Source organism: Nocardia sp. NBC_00565 (assembly GCF_036345915.1).
Taxonomy (GTDB): Bacteria; Actinomycetota; Actinomycetes; order Mycobacteriales; family Mycobacteriaceae; genus Nocardia.
The window spans coordinates 6,895,821-6,913,911 of the sequence record NZ_CP107785.1 but is presented as its reverse complement, the minus strand read 5'-3'; the positions used below and the strand labels follow the sequence as shown (position 1 = coordinate 6,913,911).

The following is an 18,091-nucleotide window of genomic DNA, read 5'->3' as shown; positions in this document are numbered from 1 at the left end:
TGCCGCGCCGGGTTCGCGTGACGTACCGCACCGGGTTCGCTTGCGCTGTGCGGCAAGCGAACCCGACGCGTATCAGGTCAGACCCACTGCACCAGCTGCAAGATGATTCCGTTCGGGCCGGGCAAGGCGGAACTGCTCGACCTCATGCTCGACGCGGTCTACCAGCAGATGTCACGCGCCGACCTGACCACCGTGGCCTGGCGCGAACGCGTCGTGACCATCGCCGCCGAGAACCGCGCCATGCTGGTCCAGCACCCGTGGGTCGCCTACCTACCGACCACCCGTCCGCCGCTCGGTCCCGGCGTCGCCGCCAAATACGACCACGAACTGCGCGCCTTCGACGGCCTCGGCCTGGACGACGTCGAGATGGACGCGGCCGTGACCTTCGTGCTCGGCTTCGTCACCTCTGTCGCCCGCATCGCCGGTGACACCGAGCGCGCCGCGGCCGACAGCGCGCTGTCCGACCATGAATGGTGGGAGCGCGCCGCCCCGGTGTTGGCGCAGTTCTTCGATGCCGAACGCTATCCCCTCGCCGCCCGGGTCGGCGCGGCCGCGGGACAAGCCCACGACTCGGCCTACAGTCCCGACCACGCCTACGAATTCGGCCTTGCCCGGGTCCTCGACGGTCTGGCCGAGCTCATCGAAAACCGCTGAGCGGCTCAGACGCCGTCGCGTTGGATACGCAGCGCCGTGATGGTGGCGGCCAGGCCCTCGTATTGATTGATGAGCAGCACGATTTCGATGAGGCTGCGCTCGTCGTAGTGGGCGGCCAGTGCGGTCCAGGTGGTGTCGTCGATATCGCGGGTCTCGACCAACTGGTCGACGGCGGTGAGCAGCGCGCGGTGTTTGTCCGACCAACCGTCGGCGGCGGGGCCGGTGCGGATCCGGTCGAGGATCTCGGGGGTGACTCCGGCGCGCCTACCGAGGCGGATGTGATGGTCCATTTCATAGGCGCAATCGCGCAGCTGGGCAATGCGCAGAATGACCAGTTCGGATTCGTGCCGGGGCAGTCGGCCGCCCGGCATCAATCGACCCGAGAAGTGCAGCCAGCCGCGGAACAGGCCCTTGGTGCGGCCGAGTGTGCTGAACAGATGCGCGTCGTCGGTTCCGGCCGCGCGCGAAAGTATCTGCCAGACAACCCAATTGATCGGACCGAGCTCGCGCAGCCGTCCGGGTGATATGCGTGGTTGCAACGCCGAAACCATGCTTGTGCCTCCCTTGTCCGCCGTCTCCGGGTGGGCACCGTGGAGATCTCATCGCGGGGCCCGCGCCGTGGTGCCGGACCGTATCCGAGCGTACTAGTCGGCGGGTCGGGAATCCGGCGCGACGACGGGGCTTCGTAACTCGAGTCGCACCGCTGAGACCTGGGCTGATCCACCTCGGCCGTGGCGTCGCTAGGGGGCAGTTAGGGGATGCGCGGCCAACAAGATCGAGAAAGCAGAGATCCGACTGGCTGGTTTTCTATAGCTGGATTGCGCTGGTCTTCTTGGCTTTCCGGTGGTCTTTGCGGCGCTGGCGGGTCATCATCAGTAGCGGCGTGGTGGATGCGGGACGCCGGGTAGAACCGGATGAGGGCAGGGAAAAGCGCGATGCTGGTGAAGATCAAACCCGGAGCGGATCTCTCCGGAGCCGAGCGGGAGTTCGTCGAGTGCCTGCGGTCGTTTCCGACGACCGGTGTCGCATTGCTCGACTTCGAGGTCGGCGACCACGGGGCCAGGCAGGTCGATGCGGTGATCCTGACGCCGCGCGGCATCACGGTGGCCGATATCAAGGGGTTCCGGCGCCGCCAGAGCGGGATTCTCAACATTCCCGCCGACGGTCCGTGGACCATCAGCGCGGAGCCCGCCGACCTGGACGAGGAGAACTCCGGCAACCCCGTCGATCACCTGGAACACAGCGTGCACGCGGTGAAGACCAGCCTCGAACAGGCGCTGATCGATCCGGGTCATATCTGCGGCGCCGTCGCGCTCGTCCCGTTCCGCGGCGTCGCGGTGCGGCCCGCGCGGACCAATCTGCGCCCCGGTATGGATATCGTCGTCGCGAATGCCCGCGACGCGACCGAGCTGCGGATCTACCTCGAGGGCTTCTCGGCCGGACCGCGCAGCTGGACCGCCGATCGGGTCTTCGGCGCGTGCGATGCGCTGGGCGTCGCCGAAAAGCCCTCCCGCGCCGAGTTGCTCGCCGACGGCTTCGACGCGGTGCAGCCCGAAGCGCCGATGCCGTCGGCGCGGGAGGTCCGCCAGCACGCCATTCCCGCGCCGCTGCCACCGAGCCGGCGGCAGACGACCGCCGGGTGGGTCGTCTTCGCCGTCGCTCTGCTCGGCATGGTGGTCGTGCTCATCGGGATCGCGAACTCGCTCGCGCACGACTCGGCCCGCCCGGCCGAGCCGGAGACCACGACCACCAGCGTGACGCCATCGCCGCCGCCGTACCGCCCGATCGAATGCTGGCCCTTCCAGACCAACTGCTGATCAATCTCGCACGGCGCGGGACAGTTTCGTCAGTTCGATGGCCTGTTGGGCGCGCGCCAGCACGTGTGTCCGTGACCTGCCGATATGTGTGGTGAGCGTGCGCAAGGCGGCATCGGGAGCACCGTCGAGGAGCTGTTCGGCGATCGCGATGTGCTCGGCGGTCATGGTGGCGATCCGCTCCGGGGTCGGCAGGTCCAGAGTTCGGACCGGACGTACCCGGACATACACGCCGGTGAGTGCGTCCGCCAGCGCCGTATTGCCCGCCGCCGCAAGCAGAATCGTGTGGAACCGTTCGTCGGCGGCGACCAGCGCCGGACCCGGTTCGGGCGGGTTCTCACGAAAACCGAGCCAGGTGTCGAGTTCCGCATGCACCACCGACAGGTCGTGGGCAGGTGCGGGCTCCGCATCGCCCACGACATCGATCACCCGCTGAAAGCCCCTGGTCTCCAACACGATCCGCAGCTCGTACAGATGGTCCAGCTCCTCCAATCGCGGCCGATACGGATACAACCCATCGGCGTGCCGTTCCACCAGCCCGTCGGCCTGCAGCCGGGCCAGCGCTTCCCGGACGGGGGTGCGCGACACCCCGTAGATCTCGGCCAGGCGTTCCTCGCCGAGTCGTTCGGTGGGCACGATCGCCCCCGTGGCCAGGTCCCGCCGCAGCGATTCGTAGACCCGCTCGCTGAGCGGAACCCGCCCCCTGCGCGTCATGGCGGCCAGCTCAGATCGCCATCGCCGAGCGGACCGAGGTCTCCGCGCCCGCCCCGCCCTCGCCGGTGGAGGTCACCCGGCCGGATTGCAGGACGTAATAGCGTTGCGCCGCTTGCAGCGCGAAGCCGATGTGCTGTTCCACCAGCAGCACACTGAGCCCACCGCGACCGGTCAAATCAATAATGGTGCGCTCGATTTCGGCGACCACCGACGGCTGGATGCCCTCGGTGGGTTCGTCGAGGATGAGCAGCTTCGGCTCGGTGATCAGCGCCCTGGCGATCGCCAGCTGCTGGCGCTGCCCGCCCGATAGCAGGCCCGCTTTGCGGGTCAGCAATTCGCGCAGCGCGGGGAACAGCTCGAGCGATTCATCGATCAGCGCCTTGCCGCGCTTACGGCCATCGGCCACCACTTGCAGATTCTCGGCGGTGGTCAGCTGCGGAAAACTCTGTTGTCCCTGTGGCACATACGCGATGCCGCGCTTGACCCGCCGCGACGGCGACATCTTGGTGATCGACTCGCCGTTGAATTCGATCCGGCCGGATTTGGTGCCGATCAGACCGACGGCGGTGCGCAGCAGCGTGGTCTTGCCCGCGCCGTTGTGTCCCATGATCGCCACCACGCTGTCGTCCGGAACGGTGATGGTGACGCCGTGGATCACCTCGGTCCGGCCGTAACCGGAGTGGATGTCGATGAGCTCAAGCATCGGCGGACTCCTTGTCTGCTGGTCGCGGCGCGCTCTGCGCGTCTTCGAGTTCGGTGCCGATGGCCGCGGCGGTGCCGAGGTAGACCTCCTGCACCTTCGGATCGGCCTGTACCTGTTCGACGGTGCCCTCGCTGAGCACCTTGCCCGCGGCCAGCACCGTCACCGAGGTGGCGAAGGACCGCATGAAATCCATATCGTGCTCGACCACCACGACGATGCGTTCACCGCCGATGCGGCGCAACAGATTTCCGGTCTCCTCGCGCTCCTCGGCGCTCATGCCCGCCACCGGTTCGTCCAGCAGCAGTACCGAGGCGTTCTGCACCAGCAGCATGCCGATCTCCAGCCACTGCTTCTGCCCGTGCGCCAACACACCGGCGGGCTTGTCGCGCAGCGCGCCGAGTCCGGTGATCTCCAGTGCCTCTTCGATACTCGGCAACACCGACTTGCGACGGCGCAGCAGCGTCAGTGCCGAGCGACCCGCGCCCGCGGCGATATCGAGGTTCTGTGAAACGCTCAGCTGCTCGAAAACGCTGGCCGTCTGGAAGGTCCGGCCGATGCCGAGCCGGGCGATCTGGTGCACCTTCTTGCCGAGGAATTCGACGCCGGTCTTCTGCGCTGATCCGGTCGCAGGCGCCAGGCCGGTGATCGCATCGATGAGCGTGGTCTTGCCCGCGCCGTTGGGGCCGATCAGAAAGCGCAGATCGCCTTGGAGCACGGTGAGGTCCACATCGGAGACGGCCTTGAATCCGTCGAAACTCACCGAGACGCCGCGGATTTCGAGATATTCACTCGACATGCCCGCGTTGCCACCGATTTTGGGATCGTGTGTGGCCGATGTAGTCGGTTCTGGTGTGGACTCGGTCATCGGGATTCCACCTTCTCCTCGGTCCGGACTTCCGGCAGCGGTTCGCTCACCGCGACGGGCTCGACCGTCTTACGGAACCTGCTGTCCAGCACGCCCTTGAGCATCGGCCACACCCCGGCCAGACCCGCCGGGATGAACCCGACGACCACGATGAACAACACGCCCTGCAGGTAGGTCCAGCTGGACGGGAACTCCTCCGACAGCGCGGTCTGTGCCCAAGCGACGCCGACCGCGCCGAGCACCGGCCCGAGCAGCGTGGTCCGCCCACCGATCGCGACACCGATGATGAACGCGATGGACGGCACCACACCGATATCGGCGGGGGAGATGATGCCGACGATCGGGGTGAACAGCGCTCCCGCGATCCCGGCGAAGAACGCCGCGACGACATAGGCCACGATCTTGATATTGGCCGGATCGTAGCCGAGGAAGCGCACGCGCTCCTCCTGATCGCGCACGGCCACCAGCAGTTCGCCGTAGCGGCTGCGCATCAACTGGCGTACCGCCGCGACCACCAGCAGCAGGGTGCCGGCCGCGATGAAGAACAGCATCTGCCGATTCACCGGATCCGACAGCTTGAAGCCGAAGAAGGCGCGGAAATCCGACAAACCGGTGAACCCGCCGATCTTCTGCTGGCCGGTCAGCAGGATCGCCAGCGCCGCGGCCAATGCCTGGCTCAGGATCGCGAAATACGTGCCCTTGACCCGGCGCTTGAACACGCCGTAGCCGAGCGCCGCCGCGACCAGCGCGGGCAGCACGAGAATGCCGATCAACGCGACCGGCCCGGATGCGAAAGGCCGCCAGAACGCCGGTAATTCGCGAATACCGGCGATCTCCATGAACTCCGGCACATCATTGTGCAGTCGGGCCGCGTCGGCCATCTGCATATGCATCGCCATGATGTAGGCGCCGATACCGAAGAACACACCCTGGCCCAAGGTGAGCATTCCGCCACGGCCCCAGGCCAATCCGATACCCGCGGCCACGATCGCGAAGCACAGGAATTTGGCGAGCAGGTTGAGCCGGAAGTCGCTGAGCGCGGCGGGCGCGACCGCGAACAGCAGGATCGCGGCGACCACGAAGCCGCCCCACGCGGTCACCGAAGGGTGTGCGCGCCAACGTTGTCCGAGTGTGGTCATGCCAGACTCCTCGTCCGAACGGTGAACAGTCCCTGCGGGCGGACCTGCAGGACGATGACGATGATGACGAAGACGATCACCTTCGCGATGGAGGCCGTCGTCGAGTACTCGATATAGGAATTCAGCAGCCCGAGCGCGAAGGCCGCGATCACCGTGCCCTTGATCTGCCCGAGTCCGCCGATCACGACCACCAGGAAGGCGTCGATCAGATAGCTCTGTCCGATGGTCGGACTGGTCGAGCCGATCAGGGTCAGCGCGACGCCCGCGACCCCGGCCAGGCCGGAGCCGATGAAGAACGTGCTGATATCGGTCAATCGGCTCGACACGCCACTGGTTTCGGCGAGGCCGCGGTTCTGCACCACGGCGCGAATCCGCCTACCGAGCGGAGTCGTCTTCAACACGGTGGCCAGCGTGGTCACCGCGACGACGGCGAGTACGAGGATGAAGATGCGGGTCTTGGGCACTACCGCGCCCATGATGGTGACACCGCCGCTGAGCCATTCGGGGGCGAGCACGTTCTTGGCGGGCGCGCCGAAGATATCGCGGGCCGCCTGTTGCAGCACCAGTCCGACACCGAAGGTGACCAGCAGGGTGTCCAGCGGCCGGTCGTACATCCAGCGGATGAGCCCCATTTCCAGGGCCGCGCCGAGCAGACCGCCGACCAGGAAGCCGATCAGCAGCGAAACGACCAGTGATACCCCGGCCGACGAGATGACCTTCTGCACAACATAAGTCGTGTAACACCCGGCCATGATGAATTCGCCGTGCGCCATGTTGATCACGCCCATCTGACCGAAGGTCAGCGAAAGGCCCAGCGCCGCAAGCAGAAGAATGGATCCCAGACTCAGCCCGGTGAAGAGCTGGCCGACCAACACGTCCATACGGACTCCTAACAGATCAGCCGAATGCGGGCTCCGCGCAACGGAGCCCGCACCCGGCACTAGTCGACTACTTGAGGCCCTTGGCCCACTCGTAGGACTTCAGGTACGGGTCCGGCGTGACGGCCTTGCCCGAATCCCACACCGTGTAGATCAGTCCGTCCGGGCGGATCTCGCCGATGCGGGCGGTCTTGGTGATGTGGTGGTTGGAGCCGTCGACGGTGACCAGGCCCTCCGGCGCGTCGAAGGTCACGCCGTCGGCCGCGGCCTGAATATCGGCCACCTTGAACGACTTCGCCTTCTCGACGGTGTTCTTCCACAGGTAGACCGAGGCGTAGGCGGCCTCCATCGGATCCGAGGTCGGCTTGTCCGCGCCGAACGCGGCCTTGTAGTCCGCGACGAACTTCTTGTTCACCGGGCTGTCGACGGTCTGGTAGTAGTTCCACGCGGTCAGCTGCCCGGCGATGTTCTGCGCGCCGATGCCGGCGACCTCTTCTTCGGCGATGGACACCGAAACCACCGGCATATCAGCGGCTTTCAGGCCCGCGTTGGTGTACTCGCGGAAGAACGCCACATTCGAATCGCCGTTGAGGGTGTTGAATACCGCGCCCGCCTTGGCATTACGGACCTTGTTCACGATGGTGGAGAAGTCGGTGGAGCCGAGCGGGGTGTAGTCCTCACCCTTGATCTCGATGCCGTTGGCCGCGGCATAGGCCTTGATCTCCCGGTTGGCGGTCTGCGGGAAGACGTAGTCGGAGCCGACCAGGTAGAGGGACTTGATGCCCTTCTGCTTCAGGTAGTCCAGTGCGGGGATGATCTGCTGGTTGGTGGTCGCGCCGGTGTAGAAGATGTTCTTGCTGTCCTCCAGGCCTTCGTACTGCACCGGGTAGTAGAGCAGCGAGTTCAGGCTCTCGAACTTCGGCTTCATGGCCTTGCGGCTCGACGAGGTCCAGCCGCCGAATACCGCGGCGACGCAATCGGAGCTGACCAGCTTCTCGGCCTTCTCCGCGAAGGTCTTCGGATCCGACGCGCCGTCCTCGAGCACCAGGTCGATCTTCTTGCCCATGACCCCGCCCGCGGCGTTGATCTGGTCGACGGCCAGCTTGGTCGAATTGGCGACGGTGACCTCGGAGATCGCCATGGTGCCCGACAGGGAGTGCAGTGAACCGATCTTGATCGAGTCCTTCGACGTATCGACGCAGGAGGCCGCGTTGGAGCCCTCGGTCGAGGCGTCGTCCTTGGCGCCACAGCCGGTCAGCAACAGACCGGCGAGTGCGACGGCCGTCGGCGCGACCAGCGCTTTGGTAATGCGACGGGAACGCGATCGATGGATGTCACGGGAATCTGGCATGGGGCGGGACCCTTCTCACTCATCAGGTGTTCGGCGGCGCTGCGTGCGCTGCGGCGAATACGCCCGCCTTTGTCCCGGTCGAACCTGTAGACCGGGTTGTATACAGCGGCTGTATTCGTGATGCGAACGTTAGACAGAAGTTATTGCGCCGGAATATCTCTCGGTGACGAATCCGTTGCCAGTGTTTCCGCCATGTGAATAGGTCCTCACGGCGTACCGTTGGCAAACGTTGGTTCCATCCGGTGCCGCTTACGGTTGCGTAGCAAGACGGCGGTACGGCACGCTCCTTTTGTACAACGTCAAAACGCCGATGCCGCGGTAGTCGGGCCGGGCAGGCGTGAGTCGAGGAGGACCGGTGGGTCACTACAAGGCGAACGTTCGGGATATCGAGTTCAACCTGTTCGAGGTGTTCGGATTGGACAAGCTTCTGGATACGGGTGCCTATGGCGATCTCGATTCGGATACCGTGCGAGAGATCCTCGCCGAGGTGAAGCGGCTGGCCGAGGGCCCGGTGGCGGAATCCTTCGCCGCGGCCGACCGCGACCCGGTGGTCTACGACCCGGCCACCCACTCGATTTCGGTGCCCGAGCCGCTGCGCAAGACCGTCGCGGCCGTGCACGAGGCGGACTGGAGCCGACTCGGCATGCCGGAGGGTATGGGCGGCACGCCCGCCCCCGCCGCGGTGATCTGGGCGATCGACGAGATGCTCACCTGCGCCAATCCGGCGGCGAGCTTCTTCAATATGGGCCCGGTCATGTCCTCGGTACTGTTCAATGTCGGCACCGAGCAGCAGAAGCAGTGGGCCATAAAGGGTTACGACCGCGGTTGGGCGGGCACCATGGTGCTGACCGAGCCCGATGCCGGTTCCGATGTCGGAGCGGGGCGTACCAAGGCGGTGCTGCAAGAGGACGGCTCCTGGCATATCGAGGGCGTCAAGCGGTTCATCTCCGGTGGTGACGTCGGCGAGACGGCTGAGAACGTCTTCCACCTGGTGCTGGCGCGCCCCGAGGGCGCCGGTCCCGGTACCAAGGGGCTTTCGCTGTTCTATGTACCGAAATTCCTCTTCGATCACGAGACGCTCGAGCTGGGCGACCGCAATGGCGTCTACGTAACCGGTGTCGAGCACAAGATGGGCCTGAAATCCTCGCCCACCTGCGAGCTGACCTTCGGCGCGACCGAGGTGCCCGCCAAGGGCTGGCTGGTCGGCGAGGTGCACAACGGCATCGCGCAAATGTTCCAGGTGATCGAGAACGCCCGCATGGTGGTCGGCATCAAGTCCACCGGCACGCTATCCTCTGGTTACCTCAATGCGCTCGACTACGCCAAGCAGCGGGTGCAGGGTGCGGATCTGACGCAGATGTCGGATAAGGCGGCCCCGCGCGTCGCTATTACCCACCACCCGGATGTCCGGCGGTCGCTGGCGATGCAGAAGGCATACGCCGAGGGCCTGCGTGCGGTGTACCTCTACACCGCCGCCCATCAGAATGCCGATGTGGCGCAGCTGGTTTCGGGTGCCGATGCTGAATTGGCGCACCGGGTCGACGATCTGCTGCTGCCGATCGTCAAGGGCGTCGGTTCCGAGCGGGCCTACCAGTACCTGGCCGAATCCCTGCAGACGCTGGGCGGCTCGGGCTATCTGCAGGACTACCCGATCGAGCAGTACATTCGCGACGCGAAGATCGACTCGCTCTACGAGGGCACCACCGCGATTCAGGCGCAGGACTTCTTCTTCCGCAAGATCATTCGCGATAAGGGTGCGGCGCTGGCGCACGTCAACGGGCAGATCGCCGCCTTCCTGGACGCGAAGACCGGTCACTTCGAGGCCGAGCGGGCACTGCTGGCCACGGCGGTCGCCGATGTGCAGGCGATGGCCGCGACGCTCACCGGCTATGTGATGGCGGCGCGGGAGGATCCGACGGAGCTGTACAAGGTCGGGCTCGGTTCGGTGCGGTTCCTGCTCGCCGTCGGCGATCTGATCATCGGCTGGCGGCTGCTGGTGCAGGCCGAGATCGCGGCCGCCGCACTGGCCGCCGACGCGGCCGCGAAGGATCGGGCGTTCTATGCCGGAAAGGTCGCTGTCGCGAGCTTCTTCGCGAAGAACGCGCTGCCGGAGCTGACCGCGGTGCAGAACATCATCGCCGCGATCGATAACGACATCATGGAGTTGGACGAAGCGGCGTTCTGATCTGGGGCACTGCGACCGCCGGATTCCATTGGTACACCGTGGATTCCGGTGGTCGTTGGTGCTGGCGGGGCGATCCCGCGAGTGCGCGGGCTCGGCAAGGCCGGTGCGCGACATTCGACTAGGGCGCGAGCAGTTTGAGCACGACGGGCCGCGAGAGCGTGCCCGAGATCTGGCGCGCGAGCTGATTGGCGCTGGTGCCCTCGGCGTGCGCGTCCCGCAACGCGGCGGCGAGCTCGTCGCGAGCCGCGTCGGCCGCGGCCTGGGCTGCGCGCAGTCGCCGGGCGGCGCGGTCGACCGGGTCGGTCGCCGCGTTCTCGGTCCCGTCAACCGGGCTGACCGATTCGGTGGTCAACTCATTGACCGGCTCCCGATGCGGCACCGACTTGTCTCGCCGCATCGCCGCTCTGGCGAACTCCATCATGAATTCGCGGGTCGCATCCCGGTTGTCGGCGTCCGCGCCGAGCAGCAGAAGCGTCGTCTGTGGTACCGCGAGACTCCAGTTGGACAGGCCGCACAGTGCGAGCAGCAGTCGGCCCGCATGGTTCGCGTCCACATCGAACTGCTCTTTCGCGCGGTCGAACTTCCGCTCGTAGTGCTGGGCGCGCCAGCCGTCGATATCGTGCGCGTCGGTGCCGCGGTGCAGGCCCTCCCACAGCAATAGCCGTAGCAGCTGCGGATTTTCGCGGTGGTAGTCGAACAACTTGCCCACGTACTCGCCGGGTTCGGTCTCGGCCAGCGGTTGCACCACATCCATGAACTCGCGCATGGTGTCGATCAGGATGACGTCGAAGAGCTTGTCCTTGCTGCCGAACAGGCCGTAGATGCGCTCCTTGTTCACCCCGGCCGCCTCCGCGATCCGGTCCACCCGCGCGCCGGCCAGTCCGTATTCGGCGAATTCGATACGTGCGGCGCGCAGCAGAGCCTGCTTGGTCGCGTCGCTACGTTTCATCGTGGCCGTCATGACCGTGACTTTACCATCTCATTAAACCAACTATTTGGTTGACAACTGGTAGGTGACGGGCCTACTTTCATCGCTATGGCAACGCCGACTCTTCAGGTTCCGGCCGGTATCCCGGCTCCGGCACGCACTCGCAGCGCGTCACCTCGTGCGCACACCGGGCGTACCCTCCCCGTCTTCGTCCTGTCCGCCCTGCTGGCCACCGGTCAGATGTACATTCCGATTCCCTTGTTCACGGCCATGCAGGCCGATTGGCAGGTGGGTGCCGGCGTGATGACCTGGATCATCAGCGCTTTCGCCTTCGGCTATGCGGGCGGCTTCGTGCTGTTCGGCCCGCTGTCGGATCGCTACGGTCACCGCCGGGTACTGGTCACCGGCATGATCGTCGCCGCGGTGGTCACACTGTTGACCGGTTTGTCGTTCGGTGCTCCGATCGCGATCGGTCTGCGTGTGCTGCAGGGGCTGGTCGTCGGTTCGATTCCGCCGGCGATCATGGCCTACGTCGCCACCCGCATCGCCCCGGCGCACCGGGCGGTGGTCACCATGTCGGTGGCGACCTCCTTCCTGGCCGCGACGGTGCTGGCGCAGATCGCTTCGCAGGCCGTGGTCGCCGCGTTCCCGTGGCGCACCATGTTCCTCGGCTCGGCTGTCGTATTCGTGGCGCTCGCGTTCGCGCTGCGCGCGGTCATGCTCGACGACGAGCCCACCGGCCGGGACAAGCCGCTCGTGCACAGCTACGCCGCGATCCCCGCGGTACTGCGCATCAAGGCGCTGCTGCCGATGCTGGTCGCCGGCGCGCTGAGCATGGCGGTGATGGTCGGGGTGTACACCGGCATCGAGCTGACCGGTCTGGTCAAGGGTTCGGGTGAACTGCTCGCGCTGCGTGCGGGTGCGCTGCCGGTGATGTTCGCCCTTCCGCTGCTTGCCATTCCGCTCGCGCGGCTGACCAAGCCGGGCCAGATGGTGCTCGGCGTGCTGATCGCCGCGACTGCCATGGTGATCGCGACCTTCGAGGGCGCCCACCTCGCGGTGCTGACGGTGCTGCTTGCCGTGCTGGTCGGTGGCCTCGGTGTCATCGCACCGGCGGTCCTGCAGACCGCGGGGGAGTTGGGCGGTGCGGCGCGCGCTGCCGCTTCTTCGGTCGCCATGTTCAGCTTCTACGTCGGTGCTACCGCCGGACCACTGGTCGCGGCAGCCGCCGCGCCACACGGCTTTTCGGTGCTGGCCTGGATCCTGGCCATCCTGCTGGTCGCGGCTCTCGGCCTGACCCTGGTCGGCGTGCGGATCCAGCGCGCCACCCAACCGGTCTGAGCCGCGCTATTTGAGGACGTACGGGGAAACCGAGCTTCGATGTTCGCTGATATCGAGTACTTTCCCGAGCGGTGGAAAGGCGCGCTGCGGGCAGTTGGCGCGTTCGCAGACGCGGCAGCCCGCGCCGATGGGGGTGGCCTTGGCCTCGTCGAGATCGATGCCGTCGGCGTAGACGACGCGGCCGGCGTGGCGCAGTTCGCAGCCGAGGCCGATGGCGAAGGTCTTGCTCGGCTGGCCATATCGGGTCGCGCGGCGTTCGACGGTGCGGGCGACCCAGAGGTACTTGCGGCCGTCGGGCATCTGCGCGATCTGCGTCATGATCTTGCCCGGATAGGCGAAGGTCTCGTAGACATTCCACAGCGGGCAGGTGCCGCCACTGGCGGAGAAGTGGAATCCGGTGGCGGACTGGCGCTTCGACATATTGCCCGCCCGGTCCACGCGCACGAAGGAGAACGGGACACCGCGCAACTTGGGCCGCTGCAGAGTCGAAAGGCGATGGCAGATGGTCTCGTAGCTCTGGGTGAACAAGGCCGAAAGGCGCTCGATATCGTAGCGGAAATCCTCGGCGACCTCGTGAAAGTGCGTGTAGGGCAATACGGTTGCCGCGGCGAAGTAGTTGGCCAGTCCGAGCATGGCCAGTTTGCGGGTGTCCTCGGAGGCGAAATTGCCCTCCTCGACCAGCTTTTCGAGCAGATCGCCGCATTCGAAGTAGGCGAGTTCGGCGGCGAGTTTGAAGGTGCGCTGGCCGCCGGACAGATGCGGTGCGATCTCGAGTCGCTGGGTCTGTGGATCATAGCGGTGCAGTACGCCCTCGCCGAGGTCGATGCGCTCGACGATGTGCACGTCGTGCGCGCGCAGCCTGCGCGCGATCTCGCTGTTCACATCGCCGCCGTGGAAGCGGATGCGGGCGGTGAGTTCCTCTGCGGCGGTATCCAATTCGTGGATATAGTTCTGCCGCTGGTAGAAGAAGTCGCGCACTTCCTCGTGCGGTTTGCTGATCGCCGCGCTGCCGGAGCCGTCGGCGAAACGGTCCTCGGTGGCGGCGGCCAGCTGCGCGGAGGTGTTGCGGTACCGGTTGTGCATATTGACCAGCGCGCGCGCCATGCTCGGATGCGCGGAGACCATATCCGCGATCTCCTGGGTGTCGGCCTCGATGCCCAGCTCCTGGTCCATGACGACCTCTTGGAGTTCGGCGATGAGCCGGGTGTCATCCTGGGAGGAGAAGAATGTCGCGTCGACGCCGAATACTTCACTGATCCGCAGCAGTACCGGCACGGTGAGCGGGCGCACATCGTGTTCGATCTGATTGAGGTAACTCGCCGAGATCTCCAGCTTCTGGGCGAGTGAGACCTGGCTCAGTCCTCGTTCGGTCCGCAGCTGACGAAGCCGCGCCCCGACATAAGTCTTGGCCATGCGCCCAGTTTATGGGCGTATTCGCAAACCTGCCAATGGGTAATTAGCAGTAGAGCTGAGCGATATGTCACAGGGGCGGGTTACCGTCGACTGGTGCTGTTCTCGGATGTCGTGCAGGCCTCGGAAACCGTCCGGGCGACCCGGTCCCGTAAGACGAAAATCGCCACCCTGGCCGCGCTGTTGGCCGCGGCCGCCCCGGATGAGCTCGCGCCGGTGGTCGCCTGGCTCTCCGGTGAACTCCGGCAGGGGCGTATCGGCACCGGCTGGCGCACGCTGACCACTCTCGATGGCGATCCGAGTGAGCTTGCGACACTGACGGTTTCGTCGGTGGACGGCACGCTGAGCGAGCTGGCCACCACCTCCGGTCCCGGCTCGGCGAACCGGCGCAAGGAACTGCTGACGGCCCTGTGGGCCGCCGCCACCGCCGAGCAGCAGGCCTTCCTGCTGCGCCTGCTCGGTGGCGAGTTGCGCCAGGGCGCGCTCACCGCGATCGTCGCGGAGGCGGTCGCGGTGGCCGCGCAGGTGCCGATCGAGCTGGTCCGGCGGGCGTACATGCTGTCCGGACAGCTGCCCGTCACCGCTGTCGCGGCATTGACCGGTGGGGCCGAGTCGCTCGCAGAGTTCCGGCTCGAAGTCGGTCGCCCGATCCAGCCGATGCTCGCCTCGCCCGGTGCGACGCTGGAGGAGGCGATGGCCGAATTCGGCGATGAGGTGAGCGTCGAGCACAAGTTGGACGGCGCGCGCATCCAAGTGCATCGCGAGGGTTCGCGGGTGTGGGTGTTCACCAGGACGCTGCGCGATATCACCGCGAGCGTGCCGGAGCTGGTCGACTTGGTCGCCCGACTCGACTGCACGAGCGTGGTGCTGGACGGAGAAACGTTGGCGCTCACCGATTCCGGGCGGCCGCGGCCGTTCCAGGAGACGATGAGCCGCTTCGCCGAGATCAGCTCGACCAGAGAATTGCTACTGCACCCGTACTTCTTCGACTGCCTGCACCTGGACGGCGCGGACCTGCTCGACGTACCGCTGCACGAGCGCCGCGCGGCGCTGACCGAAGTGGCCGCCGCGCACAGCATTCCGGCGCTGCTGCGGCCCGATGCGGAGGCCGCGGCCGAGTACTTCGACGGTGCGCTGGCCGCCGGGCACGAAGGCGTGATGGTGAAGTCGTTGTCCGCACCTTACGCCGCGGGCCGTCGCGGCCGAGCCTGGCAGAAGATCAAGCCGACGCACACCCTGGACCTGCTGGTACTCGGCGCCGAATGGGGATATGGCCGGCGCACCGGATACCTGTCGAATCTGCATCTCGGCGCGCGCGATCCGGAAACCGGTGATCCGGTGATGGTCGGCAAGACCTTCAAGGGTCTCACCGACGCGCTGCTGCGGTGGCAGACCGCGGAGTTCCCGCGCCACGAGCGCGCCCGTGACGACTACACCGTCTACCTGTGGCCCGAACTCGTCGTGGAGATCGCCCTCGACGGCGTCCAAGTGAGTTCGCGCTATCCGGGCGGCGTCGCCCTGCGCTTCGCCCGCGTCGTCCGGTACCGACCGGACAAATCCGCGGCCGACGCCGACACCATCGAGACGGTCCGCGCATTACTGCCCTGAGTCGGGCGGCTGCCGGATTGCGGGGGCGTGACCAGTGCTCCCGAATCCGATGCCGGGCCGACAGACTCCGGTGGCGCCGCCGCCTCGGGTGGGCGGCCCAACGCGCACCGGAGTCTTGCGGGTGAGCTCGGTCTCGTCGGCGTGGTATTCGGGGGGCGTCCCAGCCGATTCTGATCGACACCGTGAACGGCATTGTGGATCGATCGACGCTTCGCGGCGGAGCGCCGCACCCTTCGGCTGCGCGGGCGTCGGCAGGTAGCGGGAAGATCCACGGTAGCCGATCCGAATCGAGTCCCGGCCGGTGGCAACCGCGTGGCTTTTGCGATCGCCGGTGTCGCACACTGGATGGGTGAGCGCGGACCTACTGGTACTCCTGATCGTCGTCGTCACGGCACTCGCATTCGATTTCACCAATGGCTTTCACGACACCGCCAACGCGATGGCGACTTCCATCGCCACCGGCGCACTGCGACCACGGGTCGCGGTCGCGGTGTCCGCGGTCCTGAATCTGGTCGGCGCCTTCTTGTCGGTGGCGGTGGCCGCGACGGTGGCCAAGGGCATCGTCGCGCTCGACGCCGTGCCGGGCCAGGCGCTGCTGATCATCGTGTTCGCCGGCCTGGTCGGTGGCATCCTGTGGAATCTGCTGACCTGGCTGTTCGGCCTGCCGTCGAGTTCCTCGCACGCGCTGTTCGGCGGCCTGATCGGCGCCACCATCGCGGCACTCGGCTGGGGCGGGGTGATCTGGGCGCACGGTGCGGACGGGGTGCTCGCCAAGATCGTGCTGCCCGCCCTGCTCGCGCCGATCGTGGCCGCGCTGGTCTCCGCGATCGGTACCTGGAGCATCTACCGGATCACCAGGACCGCCGATCCCGATGCGATCAACGAAGGTTTCCGCTGGGGCCAGATCGGCTCGGCCTCGCTGGTCTCGCTGGCGCATGGCACCAATGACGCGCAGAAGACGATGGGCGTCATCTTCCTCGCGCTGGTCGCGCACGGTTCGCTCACCAAGAACGACGAGATGCCGCTGTGGGTGATGGCGGCCTGCGCCGTTGCCATCGCGGCGGGCACCTACCTCGGCGGCTGGCGGATCATCCGCACCCTCGGCAAGGGGCTCGTCGAAATCGACTCGCCGCAGGGGCTGGCCGCCGAATCCGCCTCGGCCGCGATCATTCTCACCTCGGCGCACTTCGGTCTGCCGCTGTCGACCACGCAGACCGCGACCGGATCGATCCTCGGCACCGGGCTCGGCAAGGGGGCGGAGGTGCGCTGGGCCGTGATGGGCCGGATGACTGTCGCGTGGCTGCTCACGCTGCCGCTGGCGGGCGTGGCCGGAGCCGTGTGCTGGGCCATCGCGCACGTCATCGGCGGGCTGGCCGGGGTGCTGGTGGTGTTCGCGATCCTCATCGCGCTGTCGACGGTGATGTATCTGCGGTCGCGGCGGGATCCGGTGGACACCGGCAATGTCAATCAATGGCCCGGCGGGACAGCCGACGACACGCCGGATATCGAGCCCGACGTTGCGAAGGCGGCCCCGGTGGCCGAGGCGACAGACGTCCCGCCGAATCGTTCGGCTCAGGTTTAGGAGGCGCCGTGCATACGCTCGTCACGAATCTGAACGCGCTGTGGCAGGTGACCGTCGCTGGTCTGCTGCTCGGTGCGGGCCTGCCGATCATCTTCGCCGTCGGGGTTCGGCTCTGGTCGGTCGCCGCCGCCGTGGACGGCCGTGCCGCCCAACGCAATTACCCCGCGCTGGCCGGTGCCCTCACCTGTTTCGCGCTGATCATCGCGGCCATTTTTATCGGAATTCTGTACACCGCGAAGGCTTTCCTGGCGGCCGAGTTCGGTATTCATCTGTTCGGACAGTAAGGAAGGACACTGTGACTGATCCAGCGAAATCCGCTCAGGTCCGGCCGAATCTGCTCGGCCGCGTCATCGGCTGGCTGCGGGCCGGATATCCGCAGGGGGTTCCGCGGTCGGACTACGTTGCCCTGTTCGCCGTGCTGCACCGCCACCTGACCGACTATGAGGTGGTCGCGATCGCCGAGCAGTTGGTGGACGCCAATCCGGACAGCGAGATCAGCCACGCCGATATCGAGGCGGCGATCGCGCGGATGGCGAAGGAGCAGCCGGATGAGCACGATATCGCCAGGGTCGCTTCGCATCTGGCGGCGGGCGGCTGGCCGCTGGCGACTCCGTTGATCGACACCGACTGAGGTAGGTTCCTCGATGCCGCCGTTCCTGAACGCCATCATCGACTGGCTGCGAGCCGGATATCCGGACGGTGTCCCGGAATCCGACTACATTCCACTGCTCGCGCTGCTGCGCCGCCGCCTCTCCGATGCCGAGGTCCACCAGATCGCGGCGGAACTGGCTGACAGTGTTGTTTCGAGCGACCCGCAAGCGATCGCCAGCGGTGGCGACCTTCCGGCCGATAAGGCGGATATCCAGGTGCATCTACGGACCCCGGACGGTTACGGCCCCGACGGCTACGACCGTCCGGG

17 protein-coding genes and 1 pseudogene are annotated in these 18,091 nt (G+C 66.5%); 9 read left to right on the top strand and 9 right to left on the bottom strand.

Annotated features, from left to right (window positions below; genetic code table 11):
* Positions 1 to 102: 102 nt before the first annotated feature.
* Positions 103 to 654, top strand: a complete 552-nt coding sequence (locus OG874_RS31775; RefSeq protein ID WP_330250762.1) for a TetR/AcrR family transcriptional regulator C-terminal domain-containing protein — start codon at positions 103 to 105, stop codon at positions 652 to 654.
* A 5-nt stretch (positions 655 to 659) separates the two neighbouring features.
* On the opposite strand, the gene OG874_RS31770 is transcribed toward OG874_RS31775, so the two are convergent.
* Positions 660 to 1,193, bottom strand: coding sequence for a carboxymuconolactone decarboxylase family protein (locus OG874_RS31770; RefSeq protein ID WP_330257505.1), 534 nt, complete (start codon positions 1,191 to 1,193; stop codon positions 660 to 662).
* A gap of 396 nt (positions 1,194 to 1,589) precedes the next feature.
* Between OG874_RS31770 and OG874_RS31765 the strand changes: the two genes are divergently transcribed.
* On the top strand, positions 1,590 to 2,471 hold the full coding sequence (locus tag OG874_RS31765) for a nuclease-related domain-containing protein (protein ID WP_330250761.1): 882 nt from the start codon (positions 1,590 to 1,592) through the stop codon (positions 2,469 to 2,471).
* Here the strand turns inward: OG874_RS31765 and OG874_RS31760 are convergent, their stop codons facing one another.
* The 6 genes from OG874_RS31760 to urtA form a co-directional block, all read right to left on the bottom strand.
* Positions 2,472 to 3,182 carry a GntR family transcriptional regulator gene (locus OG874_RS31760; protein ID WP_330250760.1) on the bottom strand — a complete coding sequence of 237 codons (711 nt, stop codon included), beginning with the start codon at positions 3,180 to 3,182 and terminating at the stop codon, positions 2,472 to 2,474.
* Between the two features lie 10 nt (positions 3,183 to 3,192).
* Positions 3,193 to 3,885, bottom strand: a complete 693-nt coding sequence (gene urtE, locus OG874_RS31755; protein WP_330250759.1) for an urea ABC transporter ATP-binding subunit UrtE — start codon at positions 3,883 to 3,885, stop codon at positions 3,193 to 3,195.
* Entirely contained in the window at positions 3,878 to 4,750 is an 873-nt protein-coding gene (gene urtD / locus OG874_RS31750) for an urea ABC transporter ATP-binding protein UrtD (RefSeq protein ID WP_330250758.1), read from the bottom strand. Before urtD ends, urtE begins: the two co-directional genes overlap by 8 nt.
* Positions 4,747 to 5,889 (bottom strand): urea ABC transporter permease subunit UrtC, encoded by a 1,143-nt coding sequence (gene urtC, locus OG874_RS31745; RefSeq protein ID WP_330250757.1) that lies wholly within the window; start codon positions 5,887 to 5,889, stop codon positions 4,747 to 4,749. Before urtC ends, urtD begins: the two co-directional genes overlap by 4 nt.
* A complete protein-coding gene (gene urtB / locus OG874_RS31740) occupies positions 5,886 to 6,770 on the bottom strand; it encodes an urea ABC transporter permease subunit UrtB (protein ID WP_330250756.1) in 885 nt (294 codons plus the stop codon). Before urtB ends, urtC begins: the two co-directional genes overlap by 4 nt.
* 67 nt (positions 6,771 to 6,837) lie before the next feature.
* A complete protein-coding gene (gene urtA, locus OG874_RS31735; protein WP_330250755.1) occupies positions 6,838 to 8,118 on the bottom strand; it encodes an urea ABC transporter substrate-binding protein in 1,281 nt (426 codons plus the stop codon).
* Positions 8,119 to 8,473: 355 nt separating this feature from the next.
* Between urtA and OG874_RS31730 the strand changes: the two genes are divergently transcribed.
* On the top strand, positions 8,474 to 10,303 hold the full coding sequence (locus tag OG874_RS31730; protein ID WP_330250754.1) for an acyl-CoA dehydrogenase: 1,830 nt from the start codon (positions 8,474 to 8,476) through the stop codon (positions 10,301 to 10,303).
* A 118-nt stretch (positions 10,304 to 10,421) separates the two neighbouring features.
* Here the strand turns inward: OG874_RS31730 and OG874_RS31725 are convergent, their stop codons facing one another.
* Complete coding sequence (locus OG874_RS31725; protein WP_330250753.1) at positions 10,422 to 11,264, bottom strand: TetR/AcrR family transcriptional regulator; 843 nt, start codon at positions 11,262 to 11,264, stop codon at positions 10,422 to 10,424.
* A 75-nt stretch (positions 11,265 to 11,339) separates the two neighbouring features.
* Between OG874_RS31725 and OG874_RS31720 the strand changes: the two genes are divergently transcribed.
* Complete coding sequence (locus tag OG874_RS31720) at positions 11,340 to 12,572, top strand: MFS transporter (RefSeq protein ID WP_330250752.1); 1,233 nt, start codon at positions 11,340 to 11,342, stop codon at positions 12,570 to 12,572.
* Positions 12,573 to 12,578: 6 nt separating this feature from the next.
* Here OG874_RS31720 and ramB read toward each other — a convergent pair whose 3' ends face one another.
* Positions 12,579 to 13,985 carry an acetate metabolism transcriptional regulator RamB gene (ramB, locus tag OG874_RS31715; protein WP_330250751.1) on the bottom strand — a complete coding sequence of 469 codons (1,407 nt, stop codon included), beginning with the start codon at positions 13,983 to 13,985 and terminating at the stop codon, positions 12,579 to 12,581.
* Positions 13,986 to 14,078: 93 nt separating this feature from the next.
* Here ramB and OG874_RS31710 point away from each other — a divergent pair, with 93 nt between their 5' ends.
* The 5 genes and pseudogenes from OG874_RS31710 to OG874_RS44940 form a co-directional block, all read left to right on the top strand.
* Complete coding sequence (locus OG874_RS31710) at positions 14,079 to 15,590, top strand: ATP-dependent DNA ligase (protein WP_330250750.1); 1,512 nt, start codon at positions 14,079 to 14,081, stop codon at positions 15,588 to 15,590.
* Positions 15,591 to 15,939: 349 nt separating this feature from the next.
* Positions 15,940 to 17,172, top strand: a complete 1,233-nt coding sequence (locus OG874_RS31705; RefSeq protein ID WP_330250749.1) for an inorganic phosphate transporter — start codon at positions 15,940 to 15,942, stop codon at positions 17,170 to 17,172.
* 8 nt (positions 17,173 to 17,180) lie between these two features.
* Positions 17,181 to 17,456, top strand: a complete 276-nt coding sequence (locus OG874_RS31700; RefSeq protein WP_330250748.1) for a hypothetical protein — start codon at positions 17,181 to 17,183, stop codon at positions 17,454 to 17,456.
* 11 nt (positions 17,457 to 17,467) lie between these two features.
* Positions 17,468 to 17,803, top strand: coding sequence for a DUF3349 domain-containing protein (locus OG874_RS31695; protein ID WP_330250747.1), 336 nt, complete (start codon positions 17,468 to 17,470; stop codon positions 17,801 to 17,803).
* 13 nt (positions 17,804 to 17,816) lie between these two features.
* Positions 17,817 to 18,041, top strand: a pseudogene (locus OG874_RS44940) (DUF3349 domain-containing protein); the annotation flags it as partial.
* Positions 18,042 to 18,091: the final 50 nt, after the last annotated feature.